The organism is Paenibacillus melissococcoides (assembly GCA_944800085.1).
Classification (GTDB): Bacteria; Bacillota; Bacilli; order Paenibacillales; family Paenibacillaceae; genus Paenibacillus_B; species Paenibacillus_B melissococcoides.
This window is the reverse complement of the sequence record CALYLO010000005.1, coordinates 289,987-307,664: the sequence shown is the minus strand read 5'-3', so window position 1 is coordinate 307,664 and position 17,678 is coordinate 289,987. Positions and strand designations below refer to the sequence as shown.

Annotated in this window: 15 protein-coding genes and 3 pseudogenes; 14 read left to right on the top strand and 4 right to left on the bottom strand. The window is 54.7% G+C overall.

Annotation, left to right across the window (positions count from 1 at the left end; genetic code table 11):
• The first annotated feature begins 130 nt into the window (after window positions 1–130).
• Entirely contained in the window at window positions 131–1,021 is an 891-nt protein-coding gene (locus OCY70_RS19285) for a LysR family transcriptional regulator (RefSeq protein WP_213428991.1), read from the top strand.
• A 52-nt stretch (window positions 1,022–1,073) separates the two neighbouring features.
• On the opposite strand, the gene dapA is transcribed toward OCY70_RS19285, so the two are convergent.
• A complete protein-coding gene (gene dapA, locus OCY70_RS19280) occupies window positions 1,074–1,964 on the bottom strand; it encodes a 4-hydroxy-tetrahydrodipicolinate synthase (protein WP_213428990.1) in 891 nt (296 codons plus the stop codon).
• A 237-nt stretch (window positions 1,965–2,201) separates the two neighbouring features.
• Between dapA and OCY70_RS19275 the strand changes: the two genes are divergently transcribed.
• The 10 genes and pseudogenes from OCY70_RS19275 (at window position 2,202) to OCY70_RS19230 (ending at window position 12,240) form a co-directional block, all read left to right on the top strand.
• Window positions 2,202–3,158 (top strand): carbon-nitrogen hydrolase family protein, encoded by a 957-nt coding sequence (locus OCY70_RS19275; protein WP_261945104.1) that lies wholly within the window; start codon window positions 2,202–2,204, stop codon window positions 3,156–3,158.
• A gap of 463 nt (window positions 3,159–3,621) precedes the next feature.
• Window positions 3,622–4,699, top strand: a pseudogene (locus OCY70_RS19270) (bifunctional 3-deoxy-7-phosphoheptulonate synthase/chorismate mutase).
• Between the two features lie 31 nt (window positions 4,700–4,730).
• Window positions 4,731–5,651 carry a COX15/CtaA family protein gene (locus OCY70_RS19265; RefSeq protein ID WP_213428988.1) on the top strand — a complete coding sequence of 307 codons (921 nt, stop codon included), beginning with the start codon at window positions 4,731–4,733 and terminating at the stop codon, window positions 5,649–5,651.
• 546 nt (window positions 5,652–6,197) lie between these two features.
• Window positions 6,198–7,106 carry a ubiquinol oxidase subunit II gene (cyoA, locus tag OCY70_RS19260; protein ID WP_213428987.1) on the top strand — a complete coding sequence of 303 codons (909 nt, stop codon included), beginning with the start codon at window positions 6,198–6,200 and terminating at the stop codon, window positions 7,104–7,106.
• A 36-nt stretch (window positions 7,107–7,142) separates the two neighbouring features.
• Entirely contained in the window at window positions 7,143–9,107 is a 1,965-nt protein-coding gene (locus OCY70_RS19255; protein ID WP_213428986.1) for a cbb3-type cytochrome c oxidase subunit I, read from the top strand.
• A 7-nt stretch (window positions 9,108–9,114) separates the two neighbouring features.
• Complete coding sequence (gene cyoC, locus OCY70_RS19250) at window positions 9,115–9,741, top strand: cytochrome o ubiquinol oxidase subunit III (RefSeq protein WP_213428985.1); 627 nt, start codon at window positions 9,115–9,117, stop codon at window positions 9,739–9,741.
• The gene (locus OCY70_RS19245) at window positions 9,742–10,071 is read left to right on the top strand and encodes a cytochrome o ubiquinol oxidase subunit IV (RefSeq protein ID WP_213428984.1); all 330 of its coding nucleotides are present in this window, start codon (window positions 9,742–9,744) and stop codon (window positions 10,069–10,071) included.
• Complete coding sequence (locus OCY70_RS19240; protein WP_249725259.1) at window positions 10,068–10,445, top strand: c-type cytochrome; 378 nt, start codon at window positions 10,068–10,070, stop codon at window positions 10,443–10,445. Before OCY70_RS19245 ends, OCY70_RS19240 begins: the two co-directional genes overlap by 4 nt.
• A complete protein-coding gene (locus OCY70_RS19235) occupies window positions 10,442–10,762 on the top strand; it encodes an SCO family protein (protein ID WP_306433948.1) in 321 nt (106 codons plus the stop codon). The genes OCY70_RS19240 and OCY70_RS19235 overlap by 4 nt, the downstream gene beginning before the upstream one ends.
• 53 nt (window positions 10,763–10,815) lie before the next feature.
• Window positions 10,816–12,240 (top strand): annotated as a pseudogene (locus OCY70_RS19230) (malic enzyme-like NAD(P)-binding protein).
• 70 nt (window positions 12,241–12,310) lie between these two features.
• Here the strand turns inward: OCY70_RS19230 and pdxR are convergent.
• Window positions 12,311–13,735, bottom strand: a complete 1,425-nt coding sequence (gene pdxR, locus OCY70_RS19225; RefSeq protein WP_213429001.1) for a MocR-like pyridoxine biosynthesis transcription factor PdxR — start codon at window positions 13,733–13,735, stop codon at window positions 12,311–12,313.
• Window positions 13,736–14,136: 401 nt separating this feature from the next.
• On the opposite strand from pdxR, the pseudogene OCY70_RS19220 reads away from it, so the two are divergent.
• The 3 genes and pseudogenes from OCY70_RS19220 (at window position 14,137) to OCY70_RS19210 (ending at window position 15,578) form a co-directional block, all read left to right on the top strand.
• Window positions 14,137–14,556, top strand: a pseudogene (locus OCY70_RS19220) (GNAT family N-acetyltransferase).
• A 57-nt stretch (window positions 14,557–14,613) separates the two neighbouring features.
• The gene (locus OCY70_RS19215) at window positions 14,614–15,297 is read left to right on the top strand and encodes an SMI1/KNR4 family protein (RefSeq protein ID WP_249725256.1); all 684 of its coding nucleotides are present in this window, start codon (window positions 14,614–14,616) and stop codon (window positions 15,295–15,297) included.
• Window positions 15,298–15,407: 110 nt separating this feature from the next.
• A complete protein-coding gene (locus tag OCY70_RS19210; RefSeq protein ID WP_213428983.1) occupies window positions 15,408–15,578 on the top strand; it encodes a hypothetical protein in 171 nt (56 codons plus the stop codon).
• Window positions 15,579–15,662: 84 nt separating this feature from the next.
• Here OCY70_RS19210 and OCY70_RS19205 read toward each other — a convergent pair whose 3' ends face one another.
• Window positions 15,663–17,156: a sensor histidine kinase gene (locus tag OCY70_RS19205; protein WP_213428982.1), complete on the bottom strand. Its 1,494-nt coding sequence runs from the start codon at window positions 17,154–17,156 to the stop codon at window positions 15,663–15,665.
• Window positions 17,153–17,599, bottom strand: coding sequence for a response regulator transcription factor (locus OCY70_RS19200; RefSeq protein WP_213428981.1), 447 nt, complete (start codon window positions 17,597–17,599; stop codon window positions 17,153–17,155). The genes OCY70_RS19205 and OCY70_RS19200 overlap by 4 nt, the downstream gene beginning before the upstream one ends.
• Window positions 17,600–17,678: the final 79 nt, after the last annotated feature.

The following is a 17,678-nucleotide window of genomic DNA, read 5'->3' as shown; positions in this document are numbered from 1 at the left end:
TTTCCTATCGAATTTTGAAATTGATTTGTAATGTTGTTGCGGGATTTATGATATCATGGAATGAGCTATCGCAGTCATGAGGAAATGCGATTTGATGTATTTCATTTTTCGATACCAGGAGGGAGATCATATGATAGAATTGCTGGAAGGGAGAGTCATGAAAACCTTTATTGCCGTGATGGAGGAAAAAAGCTTCAGCCGCGCGGCGGATAGGCTGGGATATGTTCAATCGACGGTAACCACCCATATTCAGTCTCTGGAGCAGGCTTGCAAGCAGAAATTGTTCCATCGATTGCCGCGCGGCGTGAAGCCTACGCCCGCCGGCGAAAAATTAATGAAATACGCCTATCAATTTGTTCATCTCGGATCTTCGATCGAGGAAGCGATGAATGAGCTGGAGCAGCCGAAGGGAACGGTTTATCTTCGCATGCAGGAATCTTTTTTTCTGACGCGCTTTTCTTCCTTTATGCAGTATTTTGTGAATAAGTATCCCGAGGTGAAATTGCGGATTGAAGCGGGCTTTTATCAGGACATTCTCGATCATGTGCTGGAGCATGCGATTGATTTCGGCATGGTCCCGCGCGATCCGCAGCGGCATGACGTCGTCTTTTATCCCTTGGTTGAGGAGAAATTGATCTTTATCGCTTCCCGGGCGCTGATGAGGGAGGTGGAGACGGAGGGGCTTCAGCGGTTAAGGGAAGAGGTTTTGATCAGCTTCGGAACCGACTGTCTGTATCATACGCAAGCGAGCCAGGCGCTGCAGGAGGCGGGCATTGCCGTGAAGGAGGCGCTGGAGCTCCCAAGCCTTGACATGATTAAGCAATCCGTGAAATGCGGCTCAGGCTTTGCCCTGATTCCGGAAATTGCGGTGCAAGCCGAGCTTGAGGCTGGTGAATTCGACGTGCTTCCGATCCGTTCCGACATCCGCTCGACGCATGGAATGATCGTTCATAAAAGCAGGGAATTAAGCTTCCCGGCCCGCTTGCTGCTGTCGGAATGGACAGAGCATGCCATTGGCTGACATGGAAAAGCCTCCGCAACCAGAACGGCGAGGAGGCTTTTGGTGTTCGATGCTATGTTCCCGTGTGCCCTTGGATGAGACGGGTTCCCTTCTTGCTCGCGGCGCTGCTAATCGAGGTCATCGGCAGGCGAAGCCGGCCGGAGCGGATATGTCCGCGCTGCGCGAGCAGCCATTTCAACGGAGCGGGATTCGGTTCGGAAAAGAGAAACTGGATAAGCGGCAGCAGTTGATCGAAGATTCTGCGCGATTCATTGATGTTATCCGCCTGGTACTGTTCGTACACTTGCACGAACTGATCGCTGTCCAGATTCGCGCTCGCTACTATTCCCCCAGCCGCCCCGCAGCACAAGGAAGCAAAAAAGAGCTCATCCTCTCCGCACAGCACAGGCTTGCTCATGGAGCGGGCCAGTGCGGCGAGCCGCTTCAAATTGCCTGTGCTTTCTTTGAGGCCAATCACATGATCCATCCTCATAATCGCTTTCATTGTCTCGAATTCGAGCTGCACCCCGGTGCGGTAAGGGATATCGTACAGAATAACGGGCAATTCCGCCTCGGCCAGCGCCTGAAAATGCTGGATGATGCCTTGCTGCGAGGGACGATTGTAATAGGGCGTCAGGACGAGTGCGGCATCCGCTCCCAGCGATTTGGCCTGCGCTGTTCTTTTCACGGTAGCCAACGTATTGTTAGATCCTGTCCCTACAATAAGCGGGACGCCTTGGGTTGCCGGGATGGCTTGGCGCGCAGCCAGGATGAGGCCTTCGAGCTCGCGGGATTCGATCACCGGGGATTCCCCGGTCGTTCCATTCACGACCAGGCCGTGAATTCCTTTGCTCAGCAAGCGCGCAATCAGTTTTGTAAATGAGTCGAAGTCTACATTTCCGCTGCGATCGAAGGGCGTCACGATAGGAACCATCACGCCGCGCAATTGGTCTTCGGTAAGCACTGCTATCCACTCCATTTCTCAAAATAAGTGATGAACGATGCATGAACATGCTTCTCGTCGCATGAATGTAATCAAGAATGTAAAGCATGGCGTCCGGAAAGTAACCATCCAATTGGGAGGGAGCAGGCCAATCCGGTTAGCGCAGTCAAGCGGATGGTGCAGTAATCGTCCGATTGGATGGTTACGGGTTGCGGCATTTCCGTTATATTCAAGGCGGCATGGAAGGGGGTTAGGGGAATGAAAAAGCGTTATATCAAGGTGGCTGCCGTTCAATCCGCGCCCATGTTGTTCGATAAGCCAAGCGCCATGGGGAAGATTGACCAGATGACAAGAGAGGCTGCCGGACAAGGGGCGGCATTGATTGTATTCCCGGAAGTGTTCGTGCCCGGCTATCCGCGGGGTCTAAGCTTCGGCGCGCGCGTGGGCAGCCGGAATGCCGACGGGAGAAAAGACTGGGCGCGGTACTGGGACAGCGCCATCGATATCCCGGGGACCGAGACCGCTATCTGGGGCGAATTGGCGAAGGAATTGGGCGTATATCTGGTCATCGGCGCCGTGGAGCGGGATCGGGAATACAGCACCGGAACGCTGTACAATTCGATCGTATACATCGGGCCGGACGGCAGCCTGCTAGGGACCCATCGCAAGCTTGTCCCTACCGGTTCGGAACGGCTGTTATGGGGTCAAGGGGACGGCAGCACGCTGACCGCGATCGAGACCCCATTCGGAAGAATCGGGGGATTGATCTGCTGGGAGAACTACATGCCGCTCGCCCGCATGGCCATGTATGCGCAAGGCATCGACATTTACCTGGCGCCGACGGCAGATGCCCGCGACACGTGGCAAGCGACGATACGGCATATCGCCTGTGAAGGCCGCTGCTTCGTCATTGCCTGCAATCAGTTCGCGACCAAGGCTTCCTATCCTGACGATGTGGCCTGTCATGAGGACATCAAGGGAGATCCCGATCTGCTGTGCAGAGGGGGAAGCGCGATAGTTGGCCCGCTTGGCGAGTATGTTGTAGAGCCGTTATATAACGAGGAAGGCATTCTTATCGCCACCCTCGATCTTTCCGAGGTTGCCCAGAGCCGCTTTGACTTCGATGTGACCGGACATTACAGCCGTCCGGACGTCTTTCAATTCATCGTGAACGATAAAAAACAAGAAGTCGTACGAACTGCAGGCATGTCATAATGATAGGAAGGCGGATCCGCACCGCTGCGGATCCTCGCCTTGGCCGCCCTCGGGCGACCTAAGCCAGGGGGGTGTCCCAAAAGTAGTATTTCACTACAGTGAGATAGCCCCCCTGATTCTCAAAGCTCGACTCGCCGAAAAACTGCAAAACTACACTTTTCCTTTATGACGTGTACTCCGTTACAGGGAATCCTGCAATACGGCATCAATTTCTGACTATCCCATCGATAAAAGACAAAAATCGTTGGAAATAATGTACTTTTACAGGAATTTCATCAAATAGCGGCTTAAAGAGCAGAAATTGATGCATCCACGCAGCATTTCACTGCTTCATCCATCTTCGACCGGTTTGCGCGCCGCCGTTTTTCCCGCATCCACATTCTCTGTTACCTCGTCATCTCCATCATTTTGCAGTGCCTGTGAGACACCCCCTTTTTGCAGAAAGAGAAAAGGAGAGATTGCCATGACGCAACGAAATGTACATCAATTGCGCGAGCAATTGGACGCGATTAACGCACAACTGCTGGAGCTGCTGTCGGAACGGGCGCGCCTTACCCAGGAGATCGGGAATGAAAAAGGGAAGCAGGGCGTTCCCAAGTTCGACCCGGTGCGGGAAAAAGCGATGCTTGACCGGTTAGTCGCCAGCAATAAAGGACCGTTTGACGACAAAACGATTCGCCACCTGTTCAAGCAAATTTTTCAGGCATCTCTGAATCTGCAGCAAGAGGAACAAAAAAAGCATCTGTTGGTCAGCCGCAAAAATCAGCAGGAAGATACTATCGTCATGCTGGATTCGGTTGCGGTCGGAGGAGAAATGCCCGTCATGATCGCCGGGCCGTGCTCGGTCGAGAGCTATGAGCAGGTCCGCCAAGTCGCGGCAGCGCTCAAGGAAGCCGGCATTACGGTCATGCGCGGAGGGGCCTTCAAGCCAAGAACCTCCCCATACGATTTCCAGGGTCTCGGGGTGGAAGGCTTGAAAATTTTGAAAGAAGTCGGCACCGAGTTCGGATTGAAGACGATAAGCGAAATCGTGGATCCGTCCCATATCGAGATGGCCTGCGAATACATCGACGTGATCCAGATCGGCGCCAGAAATATGCAAAATTTCGAGCTGCTGAAGGCGGCCGGAGAGGTGCGCACGCCGATCCTGTTGAAGCGCGGTCTGGCGGCCACGATCGATGAATTCCTTCATGCGGCGGAATACATTGTCTCGCGGGGCAATACCCAAGTGATGCTGATCGAGCGCGGGATTCGGACGTATGAGAAGGCGACCCGGAACACGCTCGACATTTCCGCCGTGCCGATCCTGAAGCAGGAATGCCATCTTCCGGTGCTTGTCGATGTCACGCATTCCACCGGACGGAAGGATATTATGGCGCCTTTGCGCCAAGGCGGCGCTGGCGGCAGGGGCAGACGGCGTCATGGTCGAGGTTCATCCGGATCCCGCCACGGCATTATCCGACGCCGCACAGCAGATAAATATCGAGGAATTCAAGCAGTTCTACACGGAAGTGCGGCAGTCAGGCTTACTGCGGCAGTAGATAATACAGCACAGAGAAGAGGTCATGTCTTTTGTTATCGTTTCGTTACCGCTTGTTGGCATGGTCTTCCTTCGTCGGCATGTTTCTTGTCTTGCTTGCGGGAGCTCTCGTGACCAAGACCGGTTCCGGGCGGGGGTGCGGAGACGACTGGCCCCTGTGCAACGGGAAGTTCGTTCCGGCCTACACGCTGGAGTCCTTAATCGAGTATTCCCACCGCTTCGTTACCGGAATCGTGGGCATCATCGTCGTGGTGACGTTCTGGTATACATGGCGGTATCTGAGACATCACCGCGAGGCGATTGGGTATGCCGGGGGGACGCTGTTGTTCACGATCGTCCAAGCCTTGATGGGCGCGGCGGCGGTCAAATGGCCGCAGCAGCCGGCCGTGATGGCGCTTCACTTCGGGATATCGCTGCTTGCGGTCGCCAGCAGCATGCTGCTGGTGGCGTGGTGTTATCGGGCGGATCAAAAGACAGAGCCGGCTTCCTCCCGACAACTTCCGAAGTCGATTTATGTTGCGGCATGGGGCATCTGGGCCTACTGTTACGGCGTCGTGTATTTGGGGGCCTACATCCGCCATACGGGGACCGAAGGGGCCTGCATGGGCTGGCCGCTATGCAATGGGCAGTTGATCCCCTACCTGTCCGGAGCGGCGGGAATTGTGTTCGCGCATCGCGTCGCCGCCGCGGTCCTGCTTCTTTTGCTTGCCGGATTGCATCTCCTTGTTCGCCGCGCCCCCTTCAAGAGCCTGCGTTCCGATTCAAGGTCCGGAACCGTGATGGCCCTCGCGCTCGCCATTGCACAGATACTTAGCGGCGCACTGCTCACGGCGACGATTGCCGACGAGAATGCTTATTTATTTGCCAGCCTGCTGCACAATGTGCTGGCAACGCTGCTGTTCGGCGTGCTGACGGACATCGCCATCCGATCCTGGAAGCATCGCATGCAATAACGCTGAGCAGACTTTAAAGTCTCATTTCACAGAGACGCCTTCAACCTCGCTATCTTGCGGGGCTGAAGGCGTCTTTTGTCTATTGCGGGACTGACGGGCCTCTTGCCAGGAGGGTCAAAGAACAAGGAAAACCCATGAACCAAGGCGATCAGGCCGCGATTCATGGGCGTGCGTGTGGGGAATGGGACTAAGCTATGAAGTGCTTCAGCAAATCAATCAGGGGGGGGATTACTGCTCCTAGGAATCCGAGAACTGCTATGAAAACTGTCATATAAATCCCTCCAAGAACGGATGTCCAAGAAACTGTGTTGTTCCTTGTACTATTTATATCGGCATGCGGCCTCTGTTTTTTTAGAGATGTGAACAAAAATCGAACTAAGAAGGGACGAAATCTGCAAGGGGACGGCGCTAGAGAGGAAAACAATTGTTTCAGTTTGTTGAACATGGTCGGTATTTTCAGTTTGCGAGTGGATGGTGACACCTGCACCGTTCCCTTTTAAAGTAAGGCGTGATATAAATCACACCATTCGATAGGGAGATGAAAAAATGAAGAGATCCAACGCCTTCCGCTGGCTGGCGTTCCTATCCATGCTCGCGTCGCTGCTCTTGCTGACGACCGGATGCGCCGAGCATATCATCGTGCTCGATCCGAAAGGGCCGATTGCCGAACAACAGCGGGATCTCATGGTGATCTCCACCGTGTTGGCATCTATCGTTATCGTGCCGGTTCTCATACTTACGGCGATCATTGTGTGGCGCTACCGGGACAAGGAAGGCAGGACAGCGAAGTATGCGCCGGAGTGGGAGCACAACACCAAGCTGGAGGTCATCTGGTGGGGGATTCCGATCGTGGTGATTGCCGTGTTAGGCATTATTACCGTACAGAGCACATATGCCCTGGAGCCGTCCAAGCCCCTTGAATCGGACCGAAAAGCGCTGACCATCCAGGCGACCTCGCTGGACTGGAAATGGTTGTTCCAATATCCGGAGCAAGGCATCGCGACAGTCAATACCATCAAGATCCCGGAGGATGTGCCCATCCGGTTCGAGATTACGGCCGATTCGCCGATGAATTCCTTCTGGATTCCGCAGCTTGGCGGTCAGATGTACGCGATGTCGGGGATGGCGATGACGCTTTATTTGCAGGCGGATGAACCCGGTCAATATTGGGGCTCGGGCGCGAACTTCACCGGTAAAGATTTCGCCAAGATGCACTTTGACGTGGAGGCCGCTTCCCAGGAGGAATTCGACCAATGGGTGAGCGAGGTCAAGGCCGCGTCGCCTGCGCTTACATTGGAAGGCTACAAGCAGTTGGCGGAGCCAGCCGCATCGGACGTGAAGACCTTTTCCTCGTTCCCGGAAGGCCTGTTCTATATGACGGTCACGAAGTATGCTTCCTCGCACAACCATGGCTTGTCCTGGGAAGACATTCAGAACATCAAGATCCAAGAGTAACGGGGTTCGAATCGAAAGGGAAGGTGAGACTGCTCCATGTGGGAGAAAGTAAAGAGCTTTGCATCGGAATTTTTTGTGACGGGCGACCCGCTAATATACGGTGCCGATGTCACCATCGTTCTGACCATTATCGCGATTCTATTTGGACTGACGTATTTCAAAAAATGGGGCTGGCTGTGGCGTGAATGGCTGACGACGGTCGATCATAAAAAAATCGGCATCATGTACATCCTCTCCGCTTTCCTGATGCTGTTCCGCGGCGGAGTGGACGCGCTCCTGATGCGGGCGCAGCTGGCGATGCCGGAGCTGAGCTTTTTGACGCCGGATCATTATAATCAGATCTTTACGACCCATGGCGTCATTATGATTCTATTTATGGCGATGCCGTTCATGTTCGGTCTGTTCAACGTGGTGGTGCCGCTCCAGATCGGCGCGCGCGATGTCGCTTTTCCGTTTTTGAATGCGCTGAGCTTCTGGCTCTTTTTCTGGGGCGCGATGCTGTTCAATCTGTCCTTTGTCATCGGGGGATCGCCTGATGCGGGGTGGCTTGCGTATCCGCCTTATTCGGAGCGAATGTTCAATCCGGGCGTCGGCCAGGATTTCTATATATGGGGGATCCAGATCTCGGGGATCGGCAGCCTGATGACCGGCATCAACTTTATCGTCACGATTCTGAAAATGCGCGCTCCCGGCATGAAGCTGATGAAAATGCCGTTGTTCCCGTGGTCGGTGCTGTCGAGCTGCATCGCGATCATCTTTTCGTTCCCCATTTTGACGGCAACGTTGGCGCTGCTGTTTCTGGACCGCTATTTGGGGGCGCATTTCTTTACCCTGGACGGCGGCGGCAACCCGATGATGTACATCAATTTGATCCGGATGTGGGGTCACCCTGAAGTGTATATTATCATTCTGCCTGCCTTCGGCATTTTTTCGGAGATTGTATCCACCTTTGCGAAGAAAAAGCTGTTCGGCTATAAATCGATGGTGTATGCCATGATGATTATCAGTATTTTATCGTTTCTCGTCTGGGCGCATCATTTCTTTACGATGGGCTCCGGCGCGGATGTCAACGCCTTTTTCGCCCTCACGACGATGCTGATCGCGATCCCGACCGGCGTCAAAGTGTTCAACTGGCTGTTCACGATGTTCCGGGGAAAAATCACCTTCGAGACGCCCATGCTGTGGACGATCGGCTTTATCGTCTGCTTTATCATCGGCGGGATGACCGGGGTGCTTCTGTCCGTTGCCCCGGCCGACTTTCAATTCCACAACAGCTACTTCCTGATTGCGCATTTCCATAATACGATCATCGGCGGCGTCGTGTTCGGTTATTTCGCCGGCTTGTATTATTGGTGGCCCAAGCTGTTCGGCTTCACCCTCAACGAGCGGATCGGAAAGTGGGCGTTCTGGTTCTGGAATATCGGATTTTATGTCTGCTTCATGCCGCAATATGTGCTCGGATTAATGGGCATGACGCGCCGGCTTGTGACGTACGGCTGGGACAAAGGCTGGTGGGAGATGAATCTTGTATCCACCATCGGGGCCGCGTTGATGGGAATCGCCTTCTTGCTTCAAGTATGGCAGATCGTGTACAGCGTGAAGTACTCGCCAAAAGATACAACGGGAGATCCGTGGAACGGACGCACCTTGGAATGGTCGATTCCTTCTCCGGCGCCGCATTATAATTTTGCCACGCTGCCGCAAGTGTCTTCCCAGGATGAATGGTGGGAGGAGAAGCAGCGGCGGGCGCGCGGGGAACAGCCTTCAATACCGCCGAAGCTGGAACCGATCCATATGCCGCGCAATTCGGGCATTCCTTTTGTCATGTCGATGTTCTGGTTTACGGCCGGATTCGGGTTCGTATTTGACTGGGTCTGGATGACGGTGGCCGGTCTGGCCGGCGTGGCGCTATGCATGCTGGTTCATTCCTTCAATTACAATACCGACTATTATATCCCGGTAGAGGAGATTACACGCACAGAAGCTGCGCTAAGGGGGTAAACCAACAATGGCTCACATCAACGATTCCGTACATGCCGGCCATCCAGCGCCGCATTCGCATCATCATGACCATCCGGATATGGAGGACATGCGCACATTCGGATTCTGGATCTACCTGATGACCGATGTCGTCATTTTCGGCACGCTGTTCGCTGCCTATATTGTCCTGCAGCCGAACCGGAACGGCGGTCCGGGCCAGGAAGAGCTGTTCCAGCTCGGCGGTATAATCGCCAGCACGATCATTCTGCTGGCGAGCAGCTATACGAGCGGCCTCGCCGTGCTGGCCATGCATCGGGGGAAGCTCCGCGCCTTGATCGGGTGGCTCGGTGTCACGGCCTTGCTCGGCACCGCCTTCATTATGTTGGAGGTCAATGAATTTATTCATCTCATTCACGAGGGAGCCACGATCAGCACGAGCGCGTTCCTCTCGGCTTTCTATACCTTGGTCGGAACGCACGGGCTTCATGTGTCGATCGGATTAGTCTGGATGATTGCCTTAATGATTCAGCTGGCCAAGCATGGCATCACGCCAGTCACGAAGCGCAAGGTGAATGTCATCAGCCTGTTTTGGCATTTCCTTGACGTCGTATGGATTTTTGTCTTTACCATTGTCTATTTGATGGGGGTGAGATAGATGGCGCAGCATGATACGACAGCTCCGCAGGACACCGGGAGCCACGGCTCCTTCCGCTCGTATACGCTCGGCTTTCTGTTCTCGATCGTGCTGACGATCATTCCGATTACGGCCGTCCTGTACGGCTGGGCCGAGGGGATGGGGAACACCATCGTGCTCATGACGGCAGCCGTGCTGCAGTTCATCGTGCAATTGATATATTTCATGCATTTGCGGGAGGAGCCCAAGCCCCGGTATAACCTGGTGACATTGATTTTGGGCTTGATCATCTTGCTCGTGATCGTGGTCGGCTCCATGTGGATCATGCTCTACAATATGGTGGCGATATGAGCCGGGCATCCGCACGGGCCGCATCGTTGGGCGCTGCACTGCTTGTTGGCGCGATGGCGCTTGCCCTCGCCGCGTGCGGCGGGGGAACGGACCGTCAAGCCGGAGGAGCGGGAGCAGCCGATTCGGGGGAGGCCGCGGCGATGACGTTATATAAGAAGCAGTGCTTATCCTGTCATGCTGCCGATCTGAGCGGCAGGGTGGGGCCGAGCTTACAGGAGATTGGCTCGAAAATGTCAGAGCAGCAGCTCATCAACACGGTACAGGATGGGAGCAAAGGGATGCCGGCCTTCAAAAAAGTGCTTCGTGCCGACGAAATCGAGACATTGGCGCACTGGCTCTCTACCCACACACAAGCGGAGGGCGATGACCAATGAAAAAAGCAGTAGTCTTATCCGTCTTGCTTGGCCTGATGATGATGTTCGGCTCCGCATGCAGCGGCGGGAAGCCGAATCAGCTTCAGTACGAGGTGGCGCCTTTTGCGTTCATGAACCAAGACGGGAATCCGGTATCCTTGTCCGATTTGAAAGGGAAGGTATGGATCGCGGACATGGTGTTCACCTATTGTGCCACGGTATGTCCGTCGATGACGGCCAATATGGCGCAATTGCAGCAGCGGCTTGGTCGACCCGTCAGGCCCCGTCGTAGCCAAGTACGACGGGATGATCGATACGCCCTACGACAAAATCATTAAAGATGTGAAAGCATTGCAGCGATAACAATATGGCGGCGAGGGGGAAGTAACTTATGCACAACTCGTTGGAAATGAACACCAGTGTCATTTTGCGGCTGGAGTATGATCAAGATGCCGCAGCCTTTGGAGCGATAGCCTCATCGATAAGCGATGCCGGCGGCGACATCGTCGCGATGGACATCAATCGCGCAGGGCCTGTGCGAACGGTGAGAGACATTACGGTTCACCTGCGTTCCCCGCAGGATGTTGGACGCATGGTCTGCGCGGTTGGCCAGCTGCCAGGGGTTACGGTAATCAACGTATCGGATCAGACCTTTCTTATGCATCTGGGCGGCAAAATCGAGATTCATCCCAAGTCGCCCATTAAAAATCGGGACGATCTGTCCCGTGCCTATACGCCGGGCGTGGCGCAGATCTGCATGGCGATTCATCAAGATCCCGACCGCGCCCATACGCTGACGATCAAGCGGAACACGGTAGCCGTCGTCTCCGACGGCACCGCCGTGCTTGGCCTGGGATCGATCGGTCCGGAAGCCGCGATGCCGGTCATGGAAGGGAAGGCTGTGCTCTTTAAGCAATTGGCCGGCGTAGATGCTTTTCCGATCTCTCTAAGCACGCAGGATACGGAAGAGATGATTCGCATCATTAAAGCGATCGCCCCGGCCTACGGCGGGATCAACCTGGAGGATATTTCGGCTCCGCGCTGCTTCGAGATCGAAGCACGGCTGAAGCAGGAGCTGGATATCCCGGTCTTTCATGATGATCAGCACGGAACCGCTGTCGTCATCCTGTCAGCGTTGTACAATGCCGTGAAAGTGGTCGGAAAAAAACTGGAGCAATGCAGAGTGGTCGTATGCGGCCTGGGGGCGGCGGGGATGGCCTGCGCCAAAATATTGCTGGCCTCCGGAGTGACCGACCTGATCGTCGTAGACCGGCAAGGAGCCCTCGTGAGCGGATACAATTATTCGGATCCGCTCTGGAACGGGATCGCCGGCCAGACGAATCCGCGGAAGGTGGAAGGCAGCCTCTCCGCAGCCCTTGAAGGGGCTGACGTATTTATCGGTCTATCCGGTCCGAATATCTTGAAGGCGGAGGATGTGAAGCGGATGGCGGCAGACCCGATCGTGTTTGCGATGGCCAATCCGACTCCTGAGATTATGCCGGAGGAAGCGGAGCCGCATGCGCGCGTCATTGCGACAGGGCGCTCGGATTACCCGAATCAGATCAATAACGTATTATGCTTTCCCGGCATGTTCCGCGGCGTGCTGGACTGCAGAGCTTCCCGAATTACGGAATCGATGAAGCTTGCCGCGGCGTAAGCGATCGCTTCGGTCATTTCCGACGAGGAACGGAAGGAGCAGTATATTATTCCAAGCGTATTCCATCCCCAGGCGGCGGATAAAGTGAGCAAGGCTGTCATCGCGGCAGCCTATGAAGCCGGGGTGGCGCGGCGCAGCCGGGAGCCGCGCGATAAGTAAAGAAAAAGGTGAATGAATTGACGTGTATAGGACAGCTATACAGCGCGTTCATTCACCTTTTTTGCTTGCTCTAATCAAGAACGGCCCGAAGAGAGGCCGCGAATGCGGCTATGCCCGGAGCGATCTCTTCCGCCTTCGGCCTTGCATAAGTGAAGCGCACATAGCCGGAATCGGAGCCGTACACGCTGCCGGGCGCGAAGATGACTCCGTTGCAGATCGCTTCCTCCAGCAGCTTGCCGTCATTGACCTCGGGCAAGATTTTACACCACAGGTGCAAGCCCCCTTGCGGCACCGGGAAGCTGACCAGCCCCGGAAGCTCGCGCTGCAGCGCTTCGATTGCCGCATCCCGCTTGTAGTGCAGATTCATGCGCAAGCGGTCCAAATGCGGCCGGGTATAGGCGGACTTCAGGAACTGGGCAGCCACCTTTTGCGGAACGACGCTCAGCCCGAAGTCCATCTGCTGTCTGGCATCGGCTAGCCGATCGACGACGGAATGCGGCGCGACCATCCAGCCGACACGCAGCCCGGAGGCGGCGATTTTGGAGAACGAGCCGATATAGAGGACCGAGCCGAGCGAATCCATGGACTTGAGCGGCCGCGGCGGGCTGCCTTCATAGGCCGTCAGACTGAACGGATCATCCTCGACAATCGGCAGCCCCAGCTCGCTCGTCACATGGAGCAGTTCCGCGTCGAGGACGGCGCCTGTCGGATTCTGATAATTCGGATTCAGGAAGACCATCTTGATTCGATGCTTTTTGTAGAGCGTGCGCACATCCTCGGGCCGGATTCCATGCTGGTCGACGGGAAGGCGGAACAAGCGAAGACCTGCCGATTGGAACATGGGCAGTGAATAGCAGTACGAAGGATCTTCGATCGCAACCGCATCGCCGGGGGCCAGCAGACACTGGGTGATTAAATATAGCGATTGCTGGGAGCCGGATGTGATGAGGATGGACGATTCTGTCGTCTGAATGCCCCGATATTGGCTCAAAAAGGAGACGAGCGCTTCCCGAAGCGGCAAAAACCCTTGCGGATTGTCATACCCGAGATACCCGGTATAGTGATTTTCATCGATCAGCGCATTGATTTCTTCCACAGGAGAAAGGTCCGCCCCCAGCTCGCCGCTCGCAAAATCGATTAATGCGCTGTCCTGCTGCAGCGCTTCCCGGATACGGCGCAAAAAAGCGACGTTCGGCAGAAAGCTTCCGCCTTCGCAATACCGGTGCCAGTTCGGAGTATGCTTCGGCGTCGCTCCCCATTTATATTTGCTAACCCGGGTTCCGCTTCCCGAGCGGCTCTCGATGATTCCCAACGCGCGAAGCTCCGCGTAAACCAGAATCACGGTGCTGCGGTTCACTCCCAATTGCGCGGCTAATTTGCGTTCGGAGGGCAGCAGACTGCCTGGCGGGAACTCGCCATATGCGATTCTCCGTTCGATGTCATCCGCTATCTGTTGATAGAGAGGCTGACTGCTGCCGCGATCAGGCATCCACATCATGTTCTCCTCCTGCCTGCTGTAGTAAGGTCCCGCAGAATTCTTTTATCATACCATTTGGCTTGAGTAAAAGCTCCGCTCTTCTTTGGCGAAAAAATATCAATATTTTGAACATGGATGGGGATCCGGGAGATGAATTGGATGGTCTGTAAGCTGATCATAGCACATGAATTTCGGAATTACGAAAATCAGCCAAGATGTGGTATAGTAGCGACGTGCCCAGGAGAGTTACAACGAAGTGTCATCCTTCCTTCGAAGGTGTAAAAAAAGATATATTTAGAAACATCGAGATTGCAATTGCGCGATTGGGCAGAAACAGACAGAATTTCAGAAAGTGGAGGCAGACAGTCCACTAAAGGAACATGTTTTATTTCATATAAAGGCTTTACAGGAGGAGAATTATGACAAACAGACCTAAGCTTTTTCACAGCACACCCGAAGAATCCAAGCATGTCCTGCACAAATTGATTGAGTTCAATGCCAAATGCGTGCCCAACGCCGAGCTCGAAGAGGTTAATTTATGCTTGAAGGATGATAACGGAGAGATTGTTGCCGGTCTGAACAGCACCTTGCTATGGAATTGGATGGAAGTTGATATTTTATGGGTGGATGAAAACCATCGAGGAGAAGGATTGGGGAGACGGTTATTGGAAGAAGCCGAGCAAATAGCGAGAGCAAAAAATTGTACCTTCATTAAACTGAATACATTCAGCTTTCAAGCTCCCGAATTCTAAAAGAAATATGGCTACAAGGTCGTCGCCATTTTCGAAAATGCTCCGATTGGATGCAAGCACTATTACTATAAGAAGGACCTTACATAAATAGCGAGAGGGAAAAGATCTGGCCGTCAAGGAGGAAGCATCAGATTAAGAGCGTTGTTGAACGAAATCACGGAATTGCTTCGGGAAGAGCTGCCGGAACTGGCCGCATCACTCCACCCGCCCGCTACGGAGATGGAGCTGCGCCAGGCGGAAGAGGAACTGGGCTTTCCTTTGCCGGCCGAGCTGCGGGAGCTGTATCGGATCCATAATGGAGAAAGCGAAGCTGGTCCCGGGTTGTTTTTCGGCCTTCCGTTCCTGTCCTTGGACAGCATGTTGACCGAATGGAGAATATGGGCGGAGCTGGAGGAGGAATATGCTTGGGAAGGGGAGCACTTTTCCGTTCCCGCCGCCTGGATTAAGGAACGGTATATTAACCGTTATTGGCTGCCGATAAGCAAGGATTGGGGCGGCAACCACCTTGGCATCGACCTGGATCCCGATGAACAGGGAAGGAAGGGGCAGGTGATCAACTATGGCCGCGACAGCCGAGTCCATTTTCTCGATGCGATCCGGTCGCTGGATCTGCCGGTGCTCGAGCCGGTTCGGGCCGATGCGGATGCCCTAGACCCGCGGGAATGGTTCGGCGGACTGGATGAGGAGTGGAAGGCAAGGGTAGTGGCGGCGGGCGGATCTCCGGAAGCTTTTGTGCGCGCGAAGCAGCTTCTGTTATGTAAAAGCCTAGAATGGTGGAAGCACCCGATGAAGCGAATGCTGGAAGAACGCAGCAGCGGCAAAACATGAAGCATCCAATGCAACGGCAATCAAGTCATCACGTCCTCCAATGGCGGAAAAGAGCGGGAAAAAATGTTCGACACCCCGGAATAAGCGGTCAAGCACGTAAAAAAGGAAGTATGGAGCAGACCAAAAAAGGCTTCATTCTGAGCAACCCGGAAGCGCGGGCGGGGGAACCCGTCCTTCATCTGTATATCGGCAGCCGGGTATACCGGATTTATGCCGCTCGCGCCGTGCCGGGCACCAATACGTTTTATGCAGGTTATGTGGTCGGACAATTCGAGCGTTAACAGATTTATGTTGCATCAGCTTGTATAGAATATAAAAAATGGCAACGGCTCCATCGCTATCGGCAGCGAACGGAGCCTTTTGCGTTAACTATGTTCCTCCCTTGACTCCGTGAGGGGAGGAACGGCTGCCGGCACCGTGACGATAAACGCGCTGCCCTGTCCCTCCGCGCTGCTGACGCGGATCGATCCGCCGTGCGCCTCCACAATCGATTTCGTAATCGATAAGCCGAGGCCGGCGCCGCCATACTTGCGGGTACGGGAAGATTCGCTGCGGTAAAACCGGTCAAACAAATGGGGGAGATGCATCTTCCCGATCCCCGTGCCATTATCCCGCACCGTCAGTTCGACGCCGCCGGGCACCGATTCTGTGGAAATCCGAATCTCTCCTTTTTCCGGATCCGTATGCTGAACGGCGTTATGGAATAAATTGAGGACAACCTGCTTCATCTTGTCCGGATCATACATGCACTTCGCATTCCCCGCCAGAGCGAGCGTCACCTGCCGCCTTCCGGCCAGCAGGCGAAGCTGCGGCTCCAGCTCCTGAAGCACGCGATTCAAGTCGCCGTCGGAGAGCTCCATGACCGGAGCCCGGTCCAGCTTCGCCAGCAGCAGTAGATCCTGCACAAGCTTATTGATCCGTTCGGATTCCCCGTACATCGAGTTAAGCGCTTTGCGGAGCTGCTCCGGCTGGTTCATCGCGCCGCGGAGCAGAACCTCGAGAAAGCCGTGAATGGATGTCAACGGCGTCCGGAGCTCATGGGAGGCGTCGGCGACAAAGCGCCGCATCTGCTCTTTGGCTTCCTTTTCCGCTTCGAACGAGGATTCCAGCCTTTCCAGCATGCCGTTGAACGATAACGCAAGCCGATCGATTTCGAGCTGGCCCTGACGGGATGGAACGCGCTCCGCCAAATTCCCCGCATCGATTTTTCCGACGGTATGCACCATATTGGACAGCGGGATAAGCGTTCTTTTCAATACGGGGAGGAAAGCGATCATGCCGCCGATCAGCGCCAGGACAGCCAGCGATAGAAAGGTCAGAAGCTGACTGGCGAGCATTTCCTTCAACGGCTTGGTGCTTGTATTGATCTGAATGAGTCCGAGCATCCGCCCTTTCCATTCGAACGGCTGCAGCACGATAAGCTGCTCCTCTCCCTCGCTGTCGTTCATTACCCGGTAGTCGGCTTCCTTCTTCCTGCTCTTGATCATAGCCGCTTGGTATTCTTCCGGAGACAGTTCGGGCGGTTCGGGCATCTCATCCCCCATGGCAACGGCCTGTATGGCGCCGTTCGCATCGATAATGGCGAGCGACGCATCGGCAGGCAAAAACAGCATCGCTCGCCGCCCCGATACGCCGTCATCTCTGTCCGCCAGCAGTTGCCATGCCTCGCGCGGAAAGGATTTAATTTGGCTTTTCAAGCTTTCCGCCTTATTTTCATATACGAATTGCTGCATAACCAAATATTGAAATACGCCGATGAGCATCAACAGTGCGGCGAGAATGAGGAGAGAACGGGATAAGAGCTGAAACCGCAGCGAGCCTGGATGGATGAAGCGCCGGATCCGTTCCGCCGCCTTCATGGCAGATCGACCCGGTATCCGGCCCCGCGCAGCGTCCGAATCAGGCGATGCTCCCGATCGTTCAGCTTCTCCCGCAATGACCGGATGTACACCTCGACGATATTTTCCTCCCCGCCGAAATCGTAGCCCCATACTCTGTCCAATATCATTGCCTTGCTGAGCACAAGACCCTGGTTAAGGACCAAAAACTTCAGCAGCTCATATTCGGTAGGGGACAGCTCCAGCACCCGGCTGTCGTAAGTAATCTCCTTGCGCCGATCATCGATCCGGAACGGTCCGGCCACGACCTCGCCGAACAAATGGGGGAACTGATTGCGAATTCGCGCGTGAATGCGCGCAAGCAGCTCCTCGAAGCCTTCATTGGTCAGGCCAAGTTCGAGAAACTGCAGTATGTTCGGTTCGTCGTCGACGAGCAGTATTTTGATGCCTTTCAATTGTCCCATATGGATCCTCCTGCCTGTAAGCCGCTTGCACACGCGGACATTGCTGCAACCAGTATAGAGGACGAAGCTGAAGCCGCTC

Bases quoted from the DNA above. Each gene is read 5' to 3' on its own strand.
- OCY70_RS19285 (WP_213428991.1), top strand. From the start codon at position 131: ATGATAGAATTGCTGGAAGGGAGAGTCATGAAAACCTTTATTGCCGTG.
- OCY70_RS19275 (WP_261945104.1), top strand. From the start codon at position 2,202: ATGAAAAAGCGTTATATCAAGGTGGCTGCCGTTCAATCCGCGCCCATG.
- cyoA (WP_213428987.1), top strand. From the start codon at position 6,198: ATGAAGAGATCCAACGCCTTCCGCTGGCTGGCGTTCCTATCCATGCTC.
- OCY70_RS19255 (WP_213428986.1), top strand. From the start codon at position 7,143: ATGTGGGAGAAAGTAAAGAGCTTTGCATCGGAATTTTTTGTGACGGGC.
- cyoC (WP_213428985.1), top strand. From the start codon at position 9,115: ATGGCTCACATCAACGATTCCGTACATGCCGGCCATCCAGCGCCGCAT.
- OCY70_RS19245 (WP_213428984.1), top strand. From the start codon at position 9,742: ATGGCGCAGCATGATACGACAGCTCCGCAGGACACCGGGAGCCACGGC.
- OCY70_RS19240 (WP_249725259.1), top strand. From the start codon at position 10,068: ATGAGCCGGGCATCCGCACGGGCCGCATCGTTGGGCGCTGCACTGCTT.
- OCY70_RS19235 (WP_306433948.1), top strand. From the start codon at position 10,442: ATGAAAAAAGCAGTAGTCTTATCCGTCTTGCTTGGCCTGATGATGATG.
- pdxR (WP_213429001.1), bottom strand. From the start codon at position 13,735: ATGTGGATGCCTGATCGCGGCAGCAGTCAGCCTCTCTATCAACAGATA.
- OCY70_RS19210 (WP_213428983.1), top strand. From the start codon at position 15,408: ATGGAGCAGACCAAAAAAGGCTTCATTCTGAGCAACCCGGAAGCGCGG.
- OCY70_RS19205 (WP_213428982.1), bottom strand. From the start codon at position 17,156: ATGAAGGCGGCGGAACGGATCCGGCGCTTCATCCATCCAGGCTCGCTG.
- OCY70_RS19200 (WP_213428981.1), bottom strand. From the start codon at position 17,599: ATGGGACAATTGAAAGGCATCAAAATACTGCTCGTCGACGACGAACCG.